We start from the raw sequence: 19,836 nt of genomic DNA, 5'->3' as shown, positions 1-19,836 counted from the left end.
CTAAGCTTGATTTTGAATTGTAAATTTAACGATACATTTGTTTTACATAAAGAATACGTAAATGAGATTGAGTCCTTACATTAGCTGCATATACTGAGAGGTGTTTTAGGGAAGAGGAGTGATTGAATGTCAATTGAATTACAAAAAATTACGAAAAGCTATGATACCAACTTAGTTTTGGAAGATGTCTCAGTTCGCATCGCAACTGGTGAGTTCTTTGCGATTGTCGGACCATCAGGCTGTGGTAAAAGTACTTTATTGCGAATGATCGCCGGTTTAATTCCAATTTCAGCCGGGATTTTGAAAATTGATGAACAAGTTGTTAATCAATTGCCGCCACAGGATCGTAAATTGACCATGGTTTTTCAAAATTATGCCTTATTTCCATTTTTGAATGTTGCAGAAAATGTAGCTTTTGGATTAAAAGCTCGCCGACTCGCTAAAGATGAAGTTGCTCAGCGCGTCAAGCAAGCCTTAGAACTGGTTAATCTTAGTGATTTCGCTGAACGAAAGCCGCGGGAACTTTCTGGAGGTCAGCGGCAAAGGGTCGCTTTAGCTAGAGCGATTGCTAGTGATGCAAAAATCTGTCTGATGGATGAACCACTGTCTAACTTGGATGCGCAGCTGCGTGGTAAAATGCGTTCAGAAATTCGTGAACTCCAGCAGCAATTGGGCTTGACGTTGATTTATGTTACTCATGATCAAGTTGAAGCGATGACAATGGCAGATCGGATTATGGTTTTGCACGATCAGCATGTCCAACAAATCGGCAGTCCGGCTCAAATCTATCAGCAGCCGCAAAATACTTTTGTGGCTAACTTTTTTGGCACTCCGCAGATCAATCTCTTAACGGTTCAGCATGCAGTTTCCGACCAGTTAGCACTTGATTCATTTTTAAAGTTTGAATTGCCAACTAAATTAACTGCTGGAACTTATCAAGTTGGAATACGTCCTGGAGATTTGCTAGTGGATTTCAATCAATCGCAAACTAATGCAGCAGTTCGCAATCTTGAGTATTTAGGGAACCAGTCAGTGATTCATGCCAAATTAGATCATGGTGAGGAAATTCGAATCACGGTTGCTAATCATCTAGCAGTTGGAATTAATCAACGTTTGCTGGTAACGGCCAAACCAAACTTTATTGTTTTTGATCAACAACAGCGGGCAGTTTTATTTGTACGAGGGGGTAAACAAGATGGAACAGATCAAATCCAACAATTCCAACAAGCTTAAACAGATTTCACCTGCAAGCAAGTTTTTGGCTAAAAGCTACGATGTCAATGCGCGTGACAAGTATTACGCCCTCTGGTTCTTAGGGCCATCACTGTTAGTACTAGCAATTTTTGTCTTTTATCCAATGCTTAAGACTTTATATCTAAGCTTTTTCTTAACAAATAATTTAGGCCAACCAACCGTTTTCGTCGGTTGGCAAAATTATTTAAGTTTATTGACTTCGAGTTCTTATCTGGCCAGTTTGCAAGCAACCTTGATTTATGTTTTCGCAGTTTCACTATTGACCTTGGGCTTGGGATTATTATTAGCTCAGACAGCTTCTTTTCAAGTCAAAGGCAGTGCCTTTTTCCGAACCGTTTTTTCTGGAACAATGGGGGTTTCGGTTTCGGTAGCGGCAATCTTTTGGCTATTTATGTTTAATCCTTCCGTCGGGCTTTTGGATCAGCTGGCAACGATTTTGCATTTGCCGGTGATCAATTGGCTAACCCAACCTGGTTGGGCGATGACAGCAGTGGTGATTTCAACTGTTTGGATGAATCTGGGTTTTACTTTTCTGATCTTCTTTGGAACTTTACAGTCGGTTCCAATAACTTTTTATGAAGCAGCGCAGATTGAAGGCCTTAGCAAAACTCGGCAATTCTTTAAAGTCACCTTGCCATTGATTTCACCAACTATTTTCTTTGTCTCGATCATTACTTTAATTGAAGCATTTAAAAGCTTTGGCTTAATTGATCTGATGACCGCCGGAGGGCCAAACAATGCCACTAACTTATTGGTATATCGAATTTATCAAGATGCTTTTTTAAGTGGAAACTATGGCTTAGCCAGTACTGAATCAGTAATCTTGGCAGTAATTATTGCCTTCTTTACTTTTTTGCAATTTAAGATTTTAGAAAAGCGGGTGACCTATAAATGATGGAAAATCAAGTTGCCAAGCAAAATCATTTTTGGCAGTATCTGATTTTGATCTTACTAACAATTTTTATTTTGATTCCGTTTGTCCTCGGTTTTTGGACCAGCTTTTTACCAACGGCGGAAATTTCAAAGGGTGCCTTGTGGAGCAGCCATCTTTCATTTGATAATTATCGGGCAGCAATTACACAAACACCGATCCTGAGATATTTATTTAATAGCCTGGTGATTTCAGTTTTGACGATGCTGGCTCAGTTGGTGTTTTGTTCAATGAGTGCTTATGCTTTTGTATTCTTAAAATTTAAAGGCCGAGATTTATTATTTTATGTCGTTTTAGCTACAATGATGCTGCCGTTTGAAGCTGAAGTAATTCCCAATTTTGCGACCGTCCGCAGTCTGAACTTATTAAACCATTACGCGGTCATGGTCGTTCCCTTTTTAACTTCGGCATTTGGGATTTTTATGCTGCGGCAGGCATTTTTGCAGCTTCCAGAAGAATTGAAAGAAGCAGCTGATGTTGAAGGACTCTCACATTGGCAATTTTATGGCCGGGTAGTCTTGCCTTATGCCAAAATCAGTTTATTGACGTTGGCAGCATATAGCTTTTTAGCAAGCTGGAATCAATACTTGTGGCCGATGCTGACGACTTTTAGTGATGACTTTCGGCCAGTTCAGGATGGATTGCGGCAGCTGCAATCACAGGAATCTTTCAACAATTGGGGAATGATTCAGGCGAGCGCAGCAATCGTAGTTATCCCCACGCTGATTGTTTTATTTTTTGGCCAGCATTATTTTAAATCTGGTTTGAATGAAGGAGCCGTTAAATGATGAAAAAAAAATCATTGATTCAACAAAAGTTATTGAAAATAATGGCTGCTTTGTTAGTAATTTGGGGCTTAAATCTAATATTTCCCAACGTAGCGTTAGCTCAATCCAATCGAACTAAGATTGTTTTTTGGAACGAGATGACTGGCCCAGCTCAAACCCAGTTGAATGAGTTTGTTAAGGAATTTAATCAGTCACAAAGTAAATATCAAGTAGTTTCACAATTTGAGGGAAATTATAACGAAGCGGTGCAAAAGATTTTAAATACGCATGGGACGGATGCTTCACCGGCAGTTTTTCAATCGATGGATATTTCAACTAGTCAAATTTATCATAGCGGCTACACCACACCAGTCCAAAAATTTATTGATGAGGATAACTATGATATCAGTAAAATTTTCTCTGTCGCCCGAGCTTTTTATTCCCAAAATGGTAAATTATTATCAATGCCATTTAATACGTCACAACCAGTTTTGTATTATAATGCGACTTTACTGAAAAAGTATCATATTACGCCACCGCCGACTGATCCGAGCTATAGCAATATCACGCGAGTGGCAACACAATTGTATCAGCGTTCGCATAAAGAAGTTAAAGGAATCAGTGTTGAAATATATGGCTGGTTGTTTGAACAATTTTTGGCGAATGCCGGTGAATCAATGGCTAATAATGATGATGGACATTCCGGGACACCAACAAAAGTTAATTTTGACTCAAAAGGTGCAGTAACAACGATGGAATGGATACAGAAACTGATCAAAAGTGGAGCATTTATGAATTTCGGTTCAGGCTCAAATGCTTCTGCTAACGAAATGGCTGCTTTTTTAGCTGGCAAGTTAGGGATGTTTTTGCAGTCATCAGCTGATATCAGCCAATTAACAGCCGGAACGAAAGACAAATTAGGAATCACTTATTATCCTCATCCTGATGGGCAAAAAGCAAATGGGGTGGCAATCGGTGGGGCCTCACTGTGGATTTCTAATGATAAATCAGCAACGGTTCAACGTGGATCATGGGAATTTATCAAGTTTTTGATGGAAGCCAAAAACCAAGCTAAATGGCAGGTTGCTACTGGGTATTTAGCTTTGAATCAAGATTCTCAAAAGGAGAAGGTTTTACAAAAGCTATATGCGAAAACGCCAGCCGCCAAAGTGCCAGGCGAACAATTAAGGAAGACAACAGCTAATAAGACAAATTCTGGGGTCTTCTTGCAAGGCTTGATCCAAGAACGAACCCTAGTTCAAACGGCAATGGATCAAATTTATAATGGATCGAATATTAAAAAATCACTTCAAGAAGCTGAAAATTCCATGAATAGCTATATCAAATCAAATAATTTAGCAAATGGAGTTAAATAAGCTAGCCTGAGACTTATCAGCAAAAAACATTGTTATTTTTATAGTTAAAACGATCTCGAAAAGATTGATATTTGCATCGATCAAACGGGATCTTTTTTTGTGACTTGAATTGTCAAATTAAAGCAATATCAATGATAATCAAGTATACTTAAAGTGAATAGAAAAATAAAAAAAGGAAGGATTTACCAAGATGAAAAGAGATGACTATCCACTGCTCGCTCAAAGCCGCTGCTTTTGGCCCATAAATATTTTTACGCGCTGCTGCTATTTTGTGGCGTGACGCTTTGGTGCTTGGGTAAGACGTTTTATCAATGGCTGTTTTTTAAATACCGTTTTGAACAAGAACAATTGGTAATCAAAACGGGGGCTCTTCATCAAAAAACAGTTGCTCGTGCCTTATAATCGGATCCAGGCAATTCAGCGCCGAGCATGGTTTTTGTTTAAGCCCTTCGGCATCATCGGCTTGATTGTTGAAACTGCCGGCACCACCGCTGAAAATGTTAAATTATTAGCAGTTAAAAAAATAGTTTATGATCATCTAGCAAGGCTGCGGCAAGCAGAAAACAGTCAGGCTCAGTCAACTGACCAACCGTCATACCAACCGCAATTTAAAGTCGCAACTCGCGATATTTGGCGCTTTTCGTTGACTGATCAAAGCGCTTTTATGATGCTGTTGGCTTTGGTGGCTTTTTTCGATTCATTTAAAGGCTGGCTACCTAAAAATTGGCTGGCTAGTCGATTGGAAGCTGTAATTTTAAGTGGCTTCGTCAGTCTGCTGCTTGGTGGTCTGTGTTTAGGAGGATTGGTTATTTTAGCGGCCTTATTAAAAAATTACGCCTGCTACTATCATTTTACAGTTCGGCGTCAAAATGATGATCTATTAGTAGAACGGGGATTATTTACTCGCAACACGTTAACGATTCCGCTTCGGCGAATTCAAGCCATTCAAATTAAACAAAACTTCTTGCGGGCTTGGTTAAAATTAACTAGTGTTGAGTTGATTTTAGCAGCTGGGATGATTGGCGGACAGCTGCTTTATTTAAAAAAAGTTAGCCGGTTTAGTTTGAAAACATTGATTGTTCCTCAAAATAAAGTTCAATGTCAGCAGGTTAGAACAACTTGGTGGCTGATGACACGGCGACTAGGACATATTGGCTGGCAGATCAAAAAGGGAATGGAGATGGATGAGATTCAGTTGAAGTATCTCAGTTTAGCAGCTTGCCGCTCTTTAAAAAATATTTACGGTAAGCAGAGCTAAGCAGAATATTTGAGGCAACTTATCAGCAATGATAAAATTAATTCATAGTTATTAATAAGGAGGAAATTATCAATGAGTAAAATTGCTGCAATTGTGACCGATTTGGTTGAAGATGTTGAGTATACTTCTCCCATTGCTGCTTTAAAGGAAGCTGGCCATCAAGTGGTTACGATTAGTTTTGCTGGTAAAAAAGTTGTGACTGGTAAGCATGGGACTAAAATTAAGATTGATCAAGCAATCAACGATGTTAAGCCAGCTGACTTTGACGCTATTTTGATACCAGGTGGTTTTTCTCCTGACCAATTACGGGCAGACGAAAAATTTGTTGATTTTGTCAAAGAATTTTTATTAGCAGACAAACCAACTTTTGCTATTTGTCATGGACCACAGCTCTTTATTCAAACTGGCTTGGTTAAAGGCCGGACGATGACAGCCTTTAAGACGGTTAAACCAGATTTATATTACGCAGGGGCAAAAGTTAAAGATCAGCCGGTGGTAATTGATGATCAGTTGATTACGAGCCGAACGCCAGCTGATTTGCCGAAATTTAATCAAGCAATTCTGGCAGCTTTATAATTTAGTGCAGTTGTCATAGATTAGTAATTTAAAGTAAAAAAACCAGGCTGAGAAAATCGATTTTCTCAGCCTGACTTAATATTTAGAAGTAAAGTCTATTCGGTTAATGCTTTTTGAGCTAAAGCAAAATCCCCAATTGTTGCGGAACCATTATTCGCAACGATTGGCATAACAATATATTGTTTTAAATCACCAACTGAAACGTAGTCATTTAACAGCTGCTTGAATTGGAGCCGAACTTTCTCTAGAAATGTTTCACTGGCAACCCCACCACCAATTACGATTTTTTCAGGACGAAAAGCTAAAGTGGTTTGAATGGCTGCTTGAGCAACATAATAAGCAATAATGTCCCAGACGTGGTTGCTCAAGGGAACATCTTGACCAGCGATCCCTAAGCGCGCTTTAAAAGTTGGACCGGATGCCAAGCCTTCTAGGCAATCGCCATGAAAAGGGCAAATTCCGGAAAAGTCCCGGTCATCTGGATGACGCTTAAGATAGACATGGCCTAATTCAGGATGGCCGATACTGCCAATAAACTTGCCATCATTAACGATCCCAGCTCCTATCCCAGTCCCAATCGTATAATAAACTAGCGAATTTAACGGTTGCTGTTGCTGTTGATAAGCGAACCATTCACCATAAGCTGAGCCGTTAACATCAGTTGTCCAGTAAATTGGCAGATTAAGTGATTTTTTAATATAACCAACAAAATCGGTGTTTGACCAGCCGGGTTTAGGCGTATTGGTTACATAACCATAATTATTCGAATTTTTGCGAATTTCAATTGGACCAAATGAAGCAATTCCAATCGCTTTCAAATCAGGAAACTGTTGAAAAAAATTAATTGCTTGATCTAAGGTCGCTTGGGGTTGGGTCGTTGGAAAAGTTGTTGATTCCTTAATTTGATAATTTTCATTACCAACAGCACAAACAAATTTGGTGCCGCCAGCTTCAATACTGCCAAAAAGCATAAAAATCCTCCTTAATTATTCTGCCAGGTTGAATGTTGATTGACTGCGCAGTAATTTAATTGGTAAAATATATTGCATTTGTTCCAACGGCTGCTCAGGATATTCAATTCGTTTGAGTAGCAAATTGACTAATAAAGCTGCAATATCATGAATCGGTTGTACGATTGTTGAAAGCTCAGGGTGATATTCTTGTATAAAAGCTGTTCCATCAAACCCAATGACTTTTAATTCAGCTGGGATCTTGATCTTTAATTGGCGAGCAGCTTGTAAGACCAAAATAGCGGTCAAATCATCAGTACAAACAATCCCATCGGCATGATGCTGAGTCAATAATTTTTTGATTGACAAAGATTTCAGATTGGGTGATTCACTGAAATTAACGCTATGAATATGAGCGGTCAATTTCAGTTCATTGATAGCTTTTTGATAACCTTGTAGGCGTAAATCAGTTGGGTTGCCAATTTGGTGCGGATTGCCGAGAAAATAGATATGGCGCGAACCGGCTTGATATAATTCTTGAGTTGCTAAAAAGGTTCCTTTAAGATTGTCACTGCTGACGATGGGAATCTTATCGGACAAGCTTCGGTCAAAAGAAATGATCGGCAAACCAACCTTATTGTATTCTTCAATGCCAAGATTATGAGCACCAGCGATGATCCCGTCAACTTGATTAGCAATCAGCATGCGTAAGTAATCGCGTTCTTTTTCTTTATTATCCGCACTATTGCAAAGAATAATTTTAAAACCGCGATTAAACAACTTATTTTCAATTTGTTCAACTAATTCAGCAAAAAAAGGGTTAGTAATTGAAGGAAAAATTACTCCAATCAACTGAGTCTTTTTGCCATGTAAAGAACGAGCCAATGAATTTGGCTGATAATTTAAATCTTTCATTGCCCGAAAGACTTTTTCCTTCGTTGTTTTGCTTAAATAACCGTAATTATTGATCACCCGTGAAACAGTTGTTGCCGAAACACCTGCCTTAGCTGCAACATCGGTTAACTTTGGCCGCATGGTAAAGTCCCCTTTAAAAACAAGATTTGGCTAAATCCCACCATGAACCATTATAATTGATTTGTCGCTTTCCAGCTAGTGAAATTTTGTTTGCCAAAGAACTGGAAAAGACTCGCAAACTAAAAACAGCTTCTCCTTGGTTGACGAAAATTTCGCAAACTGAATGATCGACAAAAATATCAAGCTGCAACGGTTGATTGTCATTCAGAGCAACCCGACGAGTTTGACCGTAATCTTTGGCAAATGGTTGACTAGTTTGAGAACGGTCAATCAGTAATTTGGCAGCTTGACCAGTTGCAAATTCGATCTTTAAGCCTTCAGCTTTTTGGGGATCGCGGAAAAGCCACAAAGTTCCTTGTTGATCAGCGGGAATTTTTAGCTTAAGTTCATACTGATTGGTCGTTTTAGCTGCTAAAATTTTTTCAACTTGACCAGTCGTTTGTCCGGTCAATTGATGTTCTTGCTGGCGTAATTTTTGAAGATCGGCAACAGGCTGTTGATATAGTTTATGATTTTTGATGGTGAGCCGCTTGACGACACTAAGGCAGTGAGCCCAGTTTTCAGTATCGGTCGGATATTCAATTTCGGGCAGACCTAACCAACTGATTAAATAGGCTTGTCCATCAGGAGCATTAAAAGCTTGGCTGGCGTATATGTCAAAGCCCTGATCGAGCAAAGCCAAGCTGTTTTGACTGTTAAAGGTAGCTGAAGCTAAATCAACATGACTGCCAATTAGATAAGTGTTCGGATAAATGTTTTGATAAGGTAAAATCTCGTGCTCCAAACCTTGTGGACAAAAAATCAGTACTGGTTGTTGATCAACAGTTACCAAATTAGGACATTCAATCATATACCCTAAATCATCATCAGAAAAATTTAAATATCCAAGGTCTTTCCAGTCAGTTAAATTGTCAGAAGCAAAAAGATTAATTCTACCAGCTAAAGTTTTTTTATCTTGGGACCCAATTAAGACATAATATTTACCATTCTTTTCGATCAGTTGTGGATCACGAAAATGATCAGTTGTCTGTTGCGGCTGGTTGATCAAAGGAGATGCTAATTTGGTGATGTGGTTATTTTGATCCAGCCAAGCGCCATTTTGGTAAGGATGTCGTTGCCAGTTTTGATCGCGGACATTGCCGGTGTACATTAAAAATAGTCGGTTACCAATTTGGAGAGCTGATCCAGAATAAACACCTTGAGCATCATATTTTGAATCCGGCAGCAAAGCAGGGCCAAGCTTTTTCCAATTGACCAGATCAGCAGAGATTAGATGAACCCAAGATTTGAGTCCATGAACCGGTCCAAACGGGAATGCCTGGTAGAAGACATGCCATTTGCCGTTAAAATAGCTAAACCCATTCGGATCATTTAAAAGACCAGAACTGGGAGCTATATGAAATTGAGGATAGTAAGCAGAATCAGCTGCTTGCTTTTCGATTTTTTTTAAGTATTCAGTTGGCCAAGCCTGATAAGGCTTATAGCGCAGTTGTCGTGTCCATTGCATAATTAAGCTCCTTTGAAAACGTTATCTTACTTGCTTATTTTAATTTAAAAACGGATTTATGTCAATCGTACACCATTTTAAAATCGCCTTTTGTAAGGAAAAAAGACTTTTTTATATTTTTTTGTGATAAACGATTGACATATGCTAAAAATCAGGTATGATTGAAATGTAAAATAAAACGTTTTCAAAAAGGAGTTGTTTAGTATGGATCACAAAAAAGTGGCAACCGATGTTATTAAAGCGCTTCATCAAGATAACATTATTGCAGCTGCTCATTGTGCTACGCGTCTTCGGTTGGTGTTGAAGGATGATTCGAAGATCGACCAACAAGCTTTGGACGATAATCCAGGAGTTAAAGGAACTTTCAAAACTAATGGTCAATATCAGGTTATCATTGGACCAGGTGATGTTAACAATGTTTACGATGAATTAATTAAACAGACTGGTTTAAGTGAGGCCTCAACGGAGGAACTTAAAAAGGTAGCAGACAAGGGCAAGAAATTCAACCCAATCATGGCATTTATTAAGCTATTATCAGATATTTTTGTTCCAATTATTCCAGCTTTGGTTGCTGGTGGTTTATTGATGGCCTTGAACAACTTTTTAACTTCAGAAGGTCTGTTTGGCCCGAAAGCATTGGTAGCAACTTATCCGGCAATTAAGGGCTTTTCCGATATGATTCAAGTTATGTCGGCGGCACCGTTTATTTTTATGCCAATTCTTGTTGGTATGTCAGCAGCAAGTCGTTTTGGTGCCAACCGATTCTTGGGTGCAGCTGTTGGAATGATTATGACCACCCCAGGTTTGGTTGAAGGTAAATATTGGAATATCTTAGGAATGCATGTTTCACAAGCTAATTATCAATATCAAGTTATTCCTGTTTTAGCAGCAGTTTATATTTTATCAGTTTTAGAAAAATGGCTGCATAAAAAATTACCAGCAGCAGTTGATTTTACCTTTACGCCACTGATTTCATTAATGGTAACTGGTTTCTTGACTTTCATTATCGTGGGACCAGTCATGCGTGGTTTATCAGATGCAATTACTGCAGGAATTGTTTGGTTATATGATACGTTAGGATTTGTTGGAACTGGTATTTTTGGTTTGGTCTATTCGCCGATTGTTTTGACCGGTTTACATCAAGCTTTTCCAGCCATCGAAACACAATTGATTGCTGCTTTTACCCAAAATCATACTGGATATGGTGATTTTATTTTTGTAGTAGCTTCAATGGCTAATGTTGCTCAAGGTGCTGCTTGTTTTGCGATCTTTACCTTGACTAAAAACAAGAAGATGAAAGGCTTAGCTTCTTCAGCTACCGTCTCAGCTTGTTTAGGAATTACCGAACCGGCTTTATTCGGGGTTAACTTGAAGTATCGTTTTCCATTCTTCTGTGCACTTGTTGGTTCTGGAATTGCGTCTGCACTGGCTGGATTAACCCATGTAATTGCCGTTTCACTAGGCTCAGCTGCCTTTTTAGGCTTCTTATCAATTGATGCAAAATCAATTCCAATGTATATATTGTGTGAATTAATTAGTTTTGCGGTTGCCTTTACTTTAACCTTCCTTTATGGTAAGAAGAACAAACAGTTAGTTGATCCAGTTGCAATTACGAGTGCGACTGAACAGACACAGGTTGAGAAAAAAGCTGCTGATTTGATTAATCAAGAAGCAGGTTTAAAAGATGAAATTGTTTATGCTCCAGTTGCTGGCCAAGCAGAATCTTTGAGTGCAGTTAACGACAAAGTATTCTCAACTAAAATGATGGGTGATGGAGCAGCAATTGTTCCTAGTCAAGGTGAAATCTTTGCTCCCGTTAATGGTGAAATCACCGTCGCTTATGAAACCAAGCATGCTTACGGAATAAAATCAGATAGTGGTGCAGAAGTTTTGATGCATATCGGGATCGATACGGTTGAACTCAAAGGCAAATATTTTGAATCTGAAGTTACGCAAGGGCAACATGTTGACAAAGGGCAAAAATTGGGCAGCTTTGATATTGAAAAAATTAAGCAAGCTGGCTATGATCCGACCGTGATGGTGGTAATTACTAATACCGCCAACTATGCGGGGGTTGATCGCATTGAAACTGATCAAGTTAAATCTGGTGATCGCTTAGTCTCAGTAACTGCTCGCTAAAACAATTAAAAAAGGAGAACCATCGCTAACAATTTAGTTGTGGTTCTTTTTTTATGCAAATTAATTGATTTTTAGATATTTCGCAATGCAGGTGATCATCTCTTGGTTTTGCTGATTCAATAAGGGCGGTAAATTTGAAAAATCAAAATATTTGAGGCTTAAAGTTTCATCAGTTGGCGAAGTAATCAAATGACCGCCAACTGGCTTAACAAGATATAGTCGGCTAATTACCTGAGCTTGGTCACCATTGGGATAAGTCGTAAATCCTTGGTCAAAAGTTTTGATCAAAGCTAAAGGTTTGACTTGCAAACCGCTATCTTCAAGTAATTCTCGCTGCAAGGTCTCTAAAAAGGTTTCACCATATTCCATATAGCCACCAGGTAAACTCCAATTTTTCGTGTCAGTCCGCTCTTGTAATAAAATTTGCTGGTTCTTGACAACTGCTCCGCCAACAGCATTTAAAATGATGGGCAGATGACCGACTTTACTGCGGATAGTTTGAATGTAATTACTCATAAAAGGTTCACCTTTCTTTTAAAATTAAAGAATCCTTTAATTAGTTTAGCATGTAAAATAAATAATACGACAGCGAAAAGTTTCTAAAATCAAGTTATTTTTTAAGTTCTAAAGTTTTAGGAGTCGAAACTAGAAAGAATTTGCAAGCTAAAAACGATAGGCTTAGTTATTATTCTGCGCGTTTTTCATCTTCTTTTTGTTAATGACAAGAATCCAAGCTGCTTAAATATTCAATTTTGAAACCTAGCCTGGCTCGCGTTAGTTATTTTGCGGTTACTAATTTTTCATAAAGTAATTAATAGCTTTTTTTACATAACCATCTGTCCTTTAATGTTTTCTAAAAATAAGTTAAACCGTTTCAATAAGTTATAAAACAATGAAATTAAATTAAAGCCGACATGACACGGAAACTTACGGTATTATAAAAAATAAATCACATGATTTTTTAATTTTCAAGAAGGGGATGGAAGTTATGGAGAATGGGAAAAAGAAGAAAATATTGATAGCTTTAATTGTGATCGTTATACTTATAGCAGGTGTTATTTTTTGGAAAAGAAAAAATCAGCAAAAAACAGCTTCAACTCCAGCCCAAACGATCAATCTTTCAGCGTCATCGGAGATTTCGTCCCTTGATATTTCAAAAATTGATGATCGAAATTCTTTTAATCAGGTCGATAATGTAGATGAAGGATTATTCAGATATGATAAAAATGGTGTGCCGCATAAAGCTTTAGCAACGAAAGTCAAAATTTCCAAAGATCAGACGGTGTATACAATCGATATCCGGCATGATGCTAAATGGAGTAATGGTGATCCAGTTACAGCGGAAGATTTTGTTTATTCTTGGCAACGAGCGGTTGATCCCAAAACGGCCAGTCCATATACTTATTTATTTAGCGATATCAAAAATGCTGATGAGATCAATCAAGGGAAAAAGGCTGTATCCCAGTTGGGAGTTAAAGCCAGCGGAAAATATCAGTTGAAGATCCAACTCAATAAACCGCAATCTTATTTTAAAATGGTTTTAGCCAGAGAGACTCTTTATCCGCTTGATAAAAAGGTAGTTAAAAAATATGGGAAAGCGTATGGAACCTCGTCAAAGAAGACGGTTTACAATGGTCCATTTATCAATACTGGCTGGACAGGAACCAATGACAGTTGGAAACTGAAGAAGAATCCTTATTATTGGGATAAAAAAGTTGTTAAATTACAGACAATCAATTTCCAAGTTATTAAACAGCCTTCAACCGCGTACAACTTATATCAAACTGGTAAACTTGACTTAATGCCAGTTGTTGGCGAGCAGGCTAAACAACTGGAAAATAATCAGGACTTAGTTAAGCGGCCCTTAGCAGCTACTGAGTATTTACAATATAATATGAGTAAAGTTAAGGCATTAGGCAATAAAAATATTCGTTTGGGAATTTCCTTAGCGATCAATCGCTCGCAGTTGGTTAAGACAATTTTGAAAAATGGTTCAACTCCAGCAGATGGTCTTGTTCCAGCGGGCATGTCAAAGAATCCTAAGACTGGTGAAGATTTTGCCAAGGAAGCAGCTGTGAAGAATACAGCAAACTATGATCCTAAATTAGCTAAGCAGTTATTTGCTAAAGGACTCAAGGAAGAAGGTTTGAAGAATTTACAAGTAACCTTGCTAGCTGCCAATGATGATACAACTAAACAAATAGCTGAATATTTGCAAAGTGTTTTAAGCAAGAATCTTCCGCAGTTAAAATTAAGTGTCAGCACGATACCATTTACGGTGATGATTTCAGATGTTGATAACAAAAAATATGATCTTAATTTGATTAGTTGGTCGGCTGACTTCGCTGATCCAATTACCTTTTTGCAGTTATTTACTTCAAATAGCTCTGAAAATTCCAGCGGTTGGTCAAATGCTGAATATGATCAGGCAATTAATGATTCGAATAATAAAGACGCTAATAATCAACAAGCCCGTTGGAATGATCTAGTTAAAGCAGCAAAAGTTTTAGCTAGTGATCAAGGAATTACGACGCTATACAAATCAAACAGTGAAGATTTGGTGAAACCGCATCTTAAAGGAGTTGTTTTTAATGGGATCAATGGGCATTACAGTTATCGAACGGCCTATGTCAAATAGATGCTAATTTATTAGGAGATGTTTTAATGGATAAGCAAGAACATTTAAAAATGATTGAACAATTGTCAAATGCTAATGGACCATCAGGGTTTGAGCACGAAGTTGTCGAAGTCGTTAAAAAATATTTGCCGACAAAGACAACCGCGATGAGCGATGCAATGTGCAATACGATTATTCGTTATCAAAATAAAGCTCAGGGCAATCAGCCAACGCTACTGCTAGACGCGCACTTGGATGCCGTTGGTTTTATTGTTCAAGCAGTCAAGCCAAATGGAACAATCAAATTTGTACCACTTGGTGGATGGGTACCAGCAAATGTAACAGCTGAGAAGGTCCGCATCAAAAACCGAGCTGGCCAATGGATTACCGGAGTGGTTGCCACTAAGCCACCGCATTTTATGACCGCTGAAGAACGGCAACAGCCAATTACATTTGAAAATTTAGTAATTGATGTTGGCTCAATATCAGCTGTTGAAACCACAGAAAAATTGCAGATCGATACTGGATGTCCAATTGTGCCTGATGTCCAGTGGCAGTACTTTGCTGATCGTGATCTAATGCTCGGTAAGGCTTTTGATAATCGGATCGGTACGGCGGCGGTGTTAGCCGTGATTGATGAATTAAAGGACGAACAATTAGCAGTTGATTTAGTGGGAGCTTTAGCTGCTCAAGAAGAAGTTGGCTGCCGCGGGGTCAAAGTTACAGTACGGCAAATTAAGCCGCAAATTGCAATCTGTGTTGAGGGGTGTCCAGCTGATGATACTTTTACGCCAGCTTGGTTGAGTCAAACTGGTTTTAAGCGTGGGCCAATGCTGCGTGATATGGATACGAGCTTTATTGCGACACCAAAGTTTCAAGCATTTGCGGTTCAACAAGCTGAGTCACTGGGAATTCCATTTACGCGGGCAGTGCGGACCGGTGGTGGAATTGACGGTAGCGAACTTTTATATTATCAAGGGATTCCAACAATTTGTGTCGGAATTCCGGTCCGTTATGAGCATACGCATTATGGGATGGTTGCCTACCAAGACTTTATCAAGACTGTTAAGTTGCTCAAACAAATTATTTTAAAACTTGATGCAGCAACCATTGCAGAATTTTAGGGGGATAATGATGCGAAAACCAGTGATTGGAATTACGGCCGGGAATTTAAAAATTCATGACGCCAAACGAACATTTGTCAATCAAAATGATATTCAGGCGATTATAAATGCTGGAGGAATCCCCGTACTTATACCGCCGCAAGTCAAAGACGAACTCGATCGGTATCTTAAAATTTGTGATGGTTTCTATTTTCCGGGAGGTCCGGATGTTTCGCCGCTCTGTTTTAAGGAAGAGCCAAATCCGGGATTGAGTTTTGTTGAAACAGCGCGTGATCGCCTAGAAATCGACTTGATAAAAAAAGCTGCGGCTGCGGGAAAAACTTTACTGGGTGTTTGTCGTGGGATGCAAGTAATTAATATTGCTTTGGGCGGCAATGTCTATCAAGATCTCACCAAGCAGTTTACTGAACCGCAAAAGCTTTTACAGCATGCGCAAAAGGGTGATATTAATGAAGCCTCCCATCATGTTAAGATTGTAGCTGGGACTCATTTGGCAAAGATGTTTGCTGAGTCGACGTTGACAGTTAATAGCCATCATCATCAAGCTGTTAGACGAGTTGCTGCCGGCTTACGTGTTGCAGCACGAGCAGACGATGGTGTGATTGAGGCAATTGAATCTGAAAATTCACTGCAGATTTTAGCCGTTCAGTGGCACCCAGAGTTTTTAGTAGAAACAGTCCCAGCTATGCAGTTAATTTTTGATGATTTTATTCAGCGAATTTTGGTTAAATTGAGTTGACAAATTAGTTAATTAGGATTTTAATGAAAATTAAGTTAATAATTTCGTGAGAAGAGTAAGCAGTTTTTAACTTTTAAAGAGAGCATCAGCTGGTGAAAAGATGCAAGCATGAGACTGCTGAAGATGAACTCGGTTGTTTTCTGATTGGTGCAAGCTGATCAGACGGTAGGAACCGTTATCTTCCCGGGCAATTAAGGCCGTTGAGACTTATTATTGAAGTAATAAGTAAATTGCGAGTGGTACAGCGAAAAATTCGCCCCGCACTGTGGATTAGTCAATCCATGGTGGGGGGCTTTTTAATTTTCAAGAAAGAAGGAAGATAATGATGCGAGTAAGTGCCAATGCGGAGAAAAAGTTTTTGCAACAGGTTTTTAAAAAAAATGGTTTTACAGAAGAAAATGGAGCTTTGTTAGCTGATACTCTAGTTGATGCAGATCTGCGGGGAATTTCCTCACATGGAATTCAACGTTTGGCTTGGTATGAACGGATGATTGCTGATGGGACGATTAAACCGACAAATCAAGTGAAAGTTTTAAAAGAAAGTCTGACGAGTCTCTTAATTGATGCTAATGGAAACATGGGCCAACTTGCATCAGCCTTTGCTATGAAGAATTTGATTAAAAAAGCCAAAGCGAATCAAGTCGCAATGGCAGTTATCCGTAATTCCAACCATTTTGGAACAGCGGGTTATTATTCTCGCTTAGCAGCCAAGGCCGGTTTGATCGGTATTTCGACAACTAATACGCGGCCACTGGTGGTGCCGACGAATGCGATTGAAGCATTTTTAGGCTCAAATGCCTTTGCGTTTACTTTTCCAGCTGAACCACATCCGTTTGTTTTTGATGGAGCAACTTCAAGTGTTTCTAGTGGCAAAATTGCTGTTTTGGCCAAAAATCAGCGACCGATCCCGGGTGAGTGGGCAGTTGATCGAAATCGACAGGTGATCCATGATTCAGCGCAAGCATTTAAGATCTTGTCGGAAGCAGCCTTTACCGAACACCAGTCGGGTGGTGGAGTTTTAACTTTAGGTGGCAATCAAGAAACTAATTCTAATTATAAGGGCTTCGGTAATTCATTAGTAATTGAGTTATTGACTGGAATTTTAGCGCAAGGGTCAATTTCAGCTGATACCAGCAAAGGTAAACATGATTTCAGTCAATTCTTCATGGTAATTGATCCAGCCTTTTTTGGTGATGTAGAAGTTCTAAAAGCCAAAGCAACCAGGATGTTTAATAGAATCAGAAAACTTGCTCATCTTCCTGGAACCAAAATCATGATTCCTGGCGATCGTGAGTATCGAAACTATGATCAAAACTTGAAGCAAGGGGTCGTGATCGATCCTAGGACGCAGGAAGAAATGGCGGAAATAGCCAAGAAGTTTCAGCTTGAATTACCGGAAGTTTTATAATCGTCAAATAAGCCACTGCTTGAGTTTGAAAACTTGAAGTTCAAACAAACTGGTGTTTAATAAGCGTTTAATTTTGACGGACGATGTTTTTGATTTGACGATCAAGTTCGTCGATTAATTTGGGAGCGTTTTGTTTAAAATCGGCAGTAAAAGAAGTGGTTAAAGGCTTTATTTGGCCGACGATGTGATGATTAATATCAAGAATCTTAATCAGAAGATCTTCTTTTGCCCAGTTAGCCTCCCAATAGGGCCCTTCGAGTTCATCTGCTAACATTAAACGGACATTCTCAAGTACGGCTTGCAAGATGATTTGATCCTGTGAAATTTGTTTACCTTGACTTTGTTCCCAAAACAATTTAATGGTTGCTTCCTGCAAGTTGACGGGGATCAAGTTTTGTAAATTATCCATGACTGCAATTTGCTCCTAGTAAATATTATCAAAGCTTAACTTACACTGGTCTGATGGAATGGTCAAGCAGATTTATTTTAAACTGAAAATTGAATTTTAAGTCCGTAAGTGGTCTAATATAAAATTGAACAAAATAATAAATTTTTGCTTCAGTTGTGAATTTTAATTGATTTTTAAGATTCTTTACCTTTATGATAGTGGTAAAGAAAAAAAGCGAGGTTTGAAAAATGAGTAAAAAATTAAAGGTCGGTGTGCTTGGCGCAACTGGAATGGTCGGCCAGCGTTTTGTAACTTTATTAGCAGGTCATCCTTGGTTTGAGGTGGTAGTGGTGGCTGCTAGTCCGCGAAGTGCCGGGAAAACTTATCAACAAGCAGTTGCTGGTCGTTGGAAAATGGCTGATCCAATCCCAGCCGCGGTTAAAGATTTGACGGTTTTAGACGTTAGTCAGATCGACGAAATTGCGAGCCAAGTTGACTTTGTCTTTTCGGCTGTTAATATGTCAAAAGCTGCCATCAAAAAAATCGAAGAAGAGTACGCTAAAACAGAAACTCCAGTTGTTTCTAATAACAGTGCTCATCGTTGGACACCTGATGTTCCAATGATTATACCGGAGATCAATCCCAATCATAGTGAAGTTATTAAATTTCAACGGCAACGTTTAGGAACTCAGCGTGGTTTCATTGCCGTCAAGCCGAATTGCTCGATTCAAAGCTATGCGCCAGCTTTATCAGCTTGGATGAAGTTTGAACCAACACAGGTTGTTGCGACAACTTATCAGGCGATTTCTGGTGCGGGTAAGAATTTTGATGATGCACCAGAAATCTTAAACAATGTTATTCCGTATATCGCTGGTGAAGAGGAAAAATCAGAAAAGGAACCATTGAAAATTTGGGGAAAAGTCGACCAACAAAAAGGTGAGATTATTCCTGTTGCGGCACCAGTAATTACCAGTCAGTGTTTGCGGGTCCCCGTTTTGTACGGTCATACAGCGGCAGCTTTTGTCAATTTCAAACAGCAGCCAACTAAAGAAGAATTGATCGCTGCTTTGGAAAGTTACGCTGGTGTACCGCAAGAACTAGGTTTGCCAAGTGCTCCAAAACACTTTATTCAGTATCTGACTGAAGATGATCGACCGCAAGTGCAATTGGATGTCAATTTTGAAAATGGGATGGGAATTTCAATTGGTCGCTTGCGCCCGGATAAGATTTTTGATTGGAAGTTCGTTGGCCTATCACATAATACGGCTCGTGGAGCTGCTGGTGGGGCAATTTTATGTGCAGAGTTATTGAAAGCTCAAGGTTATATTACAGCTAAACAATGTTATTAGAAGAAAAAAACAGGTTCCTAAATTAGATGAAAATTTAATTTAGGAACCTATTTTGCTAATGCGGTGAAGCAAGGATATTTTAATTTTTAGGGTCTCCGTCAAACTATATTGGTGGAACCATGAAGTCCTCTGAATGGGGGGCTTCTTTATTTTACAATTAAAAGAATTCTGGCATAAAAATGATCCATATTTTTGAATCCGTAACAGATCCGTTTAAGTGCTTTGATTTTACGATTGATTCCTTCGATAGGTCCATTGGAAAGTGATGATTCACAGCTGTTTGAAACATATTTTAGATTTTTCTTTAGGGTTGTAATTGAAGTATCCATTGGAGATTGTTGTTTTTGGTAATTAGTTAGCACTTGTCTGAGATTTTTTGAATCTTGTTTTTTAATTGCCTCTTGGATTTGATGAGCTG

The 19,836-nt window shown here is 38.8% G+C and carries 18 protein-coding genes and 1 pseudogene; 13 read left to right on the top strand and 6 right to left on the bottom strand.

Annotated features, from left to right (window positions below):
• Positions 1 to 126: 126 nt before the first annotated feature.
• The 7 genes and pseudogenes from ON15_RS10750 to ON15_RS10725 all read left to right on the top strand — a co-directional run bounded on the left by ON15_RS10750 (position 127) and on the right by ON15_RS10725 (position 6,162).
• Positions 127 to 1,233: an ABC transporter ATP-binding protein gene (locus ON15_RS10750; protein WP_010581491.1), complete on the top strand. Its 1,107-nt coding sequence runs from the start codon at positions 127 to 129 to the stop codon at positions 1,231 to 1,233.
• Entirely contained in the window at positions 1,196 to 2,149 is a 954-nt protein-coding gene (locus tag ON15_RS10745; RefSeq protein ID WP_010581490.1) for a carbohydrate ABC transporter permease, read from the top strand. Before ON15_RS10750 ends, ON15_RS10745 begins: the two co-directional genes overlap by 38 nt.
• Positions 2,149 to 2,973, top strand: coding sequence for a carbohydrate ABC transporter permease (locus ON15_RS10740; RefSeq protein ID WP_026049595.1), 825 nt, complete (start codon positions 2,149 to 2,151; stop codon positions 2,971 to 2,973). Before ON15_RS10745 ends, ON15_RS10740 begins: the two co-directional genes overlap by 1 nt.
• Positions 2,970 to 4,328: an ABC transporter substrate-binding protein gene (locus ON15_RS10735; protein ID WP_026049594.1), complete on the top strand. Its 1,359-nt coding sequence runs from the start codon at positions 2,970 to 2,972 to the stop codon at positions 4,326 to 4,328. The genes ON15_RS10740 and ON15_RS10735 overlap by 4 nt, the downstream gene beginning before the upstream one ends.
• Positions 4,329 to 4,698: 370 nt before the next feature.
• A pseudogene (locus ON15_RS12240) lies at positions 4,699 to 4,836 on the top strand (PH domain-containing protein); the annotation flags it as partial.
• 156 nt (positions 4,837 to 4,992) lie between these two features.
• A complete protein-coding gene (locus ON15_RS10730; RefSeq protein WP_328285381.1) occupies positions 4,993 to 5,586 on the top strand; it encodes a PH domain-containing protein in 594 nt (197 codons plus the stop codon).
• Between the two features lie 72 nt (positions 5,587 to 5,658).
• On the top strand, positions 5,659 to 6,162 hold the full coding sequence (locus tag ON15_RS10725; RefSeq protein WP_010581486.1) for a type 1 glutamine amidotransferase domain-containing protein: 504 nt from the start codon (positions 5,659 to 5,661) through the stop codon (positions 6,160 to 6,162).
• 95 nt (positions 6,163 to 6,257) lie between these two features.
• Here the strand turns inward: ON15_RS10725 and scrK are convergent, their stop codons facing one another.
• Genes scrK through ON15_RS10710 form a run of 3 tightly spaced genes read right to left on the bottom strand, consistent with a single transcriptional unit; the run spans position 6,258 to position 9,654 of the window.
• Positions 6,258 to 7,133, bottom strand: a complete 876-nt coding sequence (gene scrK, locus ON15_RS10720; protein WP_010581485.1) for a fructokinase ScrK — start codon at positions 7,131 to 7,133, stop codon at positions 6,258 to 6,260.
• A gap of 15 nt (positions 7,134 to 7,148) precedes the next feature.
• Entirely contained in the window at positions 7,149 to 8,147 is a 999-nt protein-coding gene (locus tag ON15_RS10715) for a LacI family DNA-binding transcriptional regulator (RefSeq protein ID WP_010581484.1), read from the bottom strand.
• Positions 8,148 to 8,160: 13 nt separating this feature from the next.
• The gene (locus ON15_RS10710) at positions 8,161 to 9,654 is read right to left on the bottom strand and encodes a sucrose-6-phosphate hydrolase (protein WP_010581483.1); all 1,494 of its coding nucleotides are present in this window, start codon (positions 9,652 to 9,654) and stop codon (positions 8,161 to 8,163) included.
• A gap of 204 nt (positions 9,655 to 9,858) precedes the next feature.
• On the opposite strand from ON15_RS10710, the gene ON15_RS10705 reads away from it, so the two are divergent.
• A complete protein-coding gene (locus tag ON15_RS10705) occupies positions 9,859 to 11,793 on the top strand; it encodes a sucrose-specific PTS transporter subunit IIBC (protein WP_010581482.1) in 1,935 nt (644 codons plus the stop codon).
• 60 nt (positions 11,794 to 11,853) lie between these two features.
• Here ON15_RS10705 and ON15_RS10700 read toward each other — a convergent pair whose 3' ends face one another.
• A complete protein-coding gene (locus ON15_RS10700; RefSeq protein ID WP_010581481.1) occupies positions 11,854 to 12,309 on the bottom strand; it encodes an NUDIX hydrolase in 456 nt (151 codons plus the stop codon).
• Between the two features lie 472 nt (positions 12,310 to 12,781).
• Here ON15_RS10700 and ON15_RS10695 point away from each other — a divergent pair, with 472 nt between their 5' ends.
• The 4 genes from ON15_RS10695 to ON15_RS10680 all read left to right on the top strand — a co-directional run bounded on the left by ON15_RS10695 (position 12,782) and on the right by ON15_RS10680 (position 17,681).
• On the top strand, positions 12,782 to 14,431 hold the full coding sequence (locus ON15_RS10695; protein ID WP_010581480.1) for a peptide ABC transporter substrate-binding protein: 1,650 nt from the start codon (positions 12,782 to 12,784) through the stop codon (positions 14,429 to 14,431).
• Positions 14,432 to 14,457: 26 nt separating this feature from the next.
• On the top strand, positions 14,458 to 15,534 hold the full coding sequence (locus tag ON15_RS10690; protein ID WP_010581479.1) for a M42 family metallopeptidase: 1,077 nt from the start codon (positions 14,458 to 14,460) through the stop codon (positions 15,532 to 15,534).
• Between the two features lie 10 nt (positions 15,535 to 15,544).
• Positions 15,545 to 16,273, top strand: coding sequence for a gamma-glutamyl-gamma-aminobutyrate hydrolase family protein (locus ON15_RS10685; RefSeq protein WP_010581478.1), 729 nt, complete (start codon positions 15,545 to 15,547; stop codon positions 16,271 to 16,273).
• A gap of 325 nt (positions 16,274 to 16,598) precedes the next feature.
• Positions 16,599 to 17,681 (top strand): Ldh family oxidoreductase, encoded by a 1,083-nt coding sequence (locus ON15_RS10680; RefSeq protein WP_010581477.1) that lies wholly within the window; start codon positions 16,599 to 16,601, stop codon positions 17,679 to 17,681.
• Between the two features lie 67 nt (positions 17,682 to 17,748).
• Here ON15_RS10680 and ON15_RS10675 read toward each other — a convergent pair whose 3' ends face one another.
• Positions 17,749 to 18,090 (bottom strand): hypothetical protein, encoded by a 342-nt coding sequence (locus tag ON15_RS10675; RefSeq protein ID WP_010581476.1) that lies wholly within the window; start codon positions 18,088 to 18,090, stop codon positions 17,749 to 17,751.
• Positions 18,091 to 18,317: 227 nt separating this feature from the next.
• Between ON15_RS10675 and asd the strand changes: the two genes are divergently transcribed.
• Entirely contained in the window at positions 18,318 to 19,418 is a 1,101-nt protein-coding gene (gene asd, locus ON15_RS10670) for an aspartate-semialdehyde dehydrogenase (protein ID WP_010581475.1), read from the top strand.
• Positions 19,419 to 19,564: 146 nt separating this feature from the next.
• On the opposite strand, the gene ON15_RS10665 is transcribed toward asd, so the two are convergent.
• Positions 19,565 to 19,836: transposase (locus ON15_RS10665; protein ID WP_010581474.1), on the bottom strand; the 272-nt coding region annotated here is incomplete at its 5' end.

The organism is Liquorilactobacillus vini DSM 20605, assembly GCF_000255495.1.
Classification (GTDB): Bacteria; Bacillota; Bacilli; order Lactobacillales; family Lactobacillaceae; genus Liquorilactobacillus; species Liquorilactobacillus vini.
Note: the sequence above shows the minus strand (reverse complement) of the source record. Positions and strands in the feature narration are given on the sequence as shown.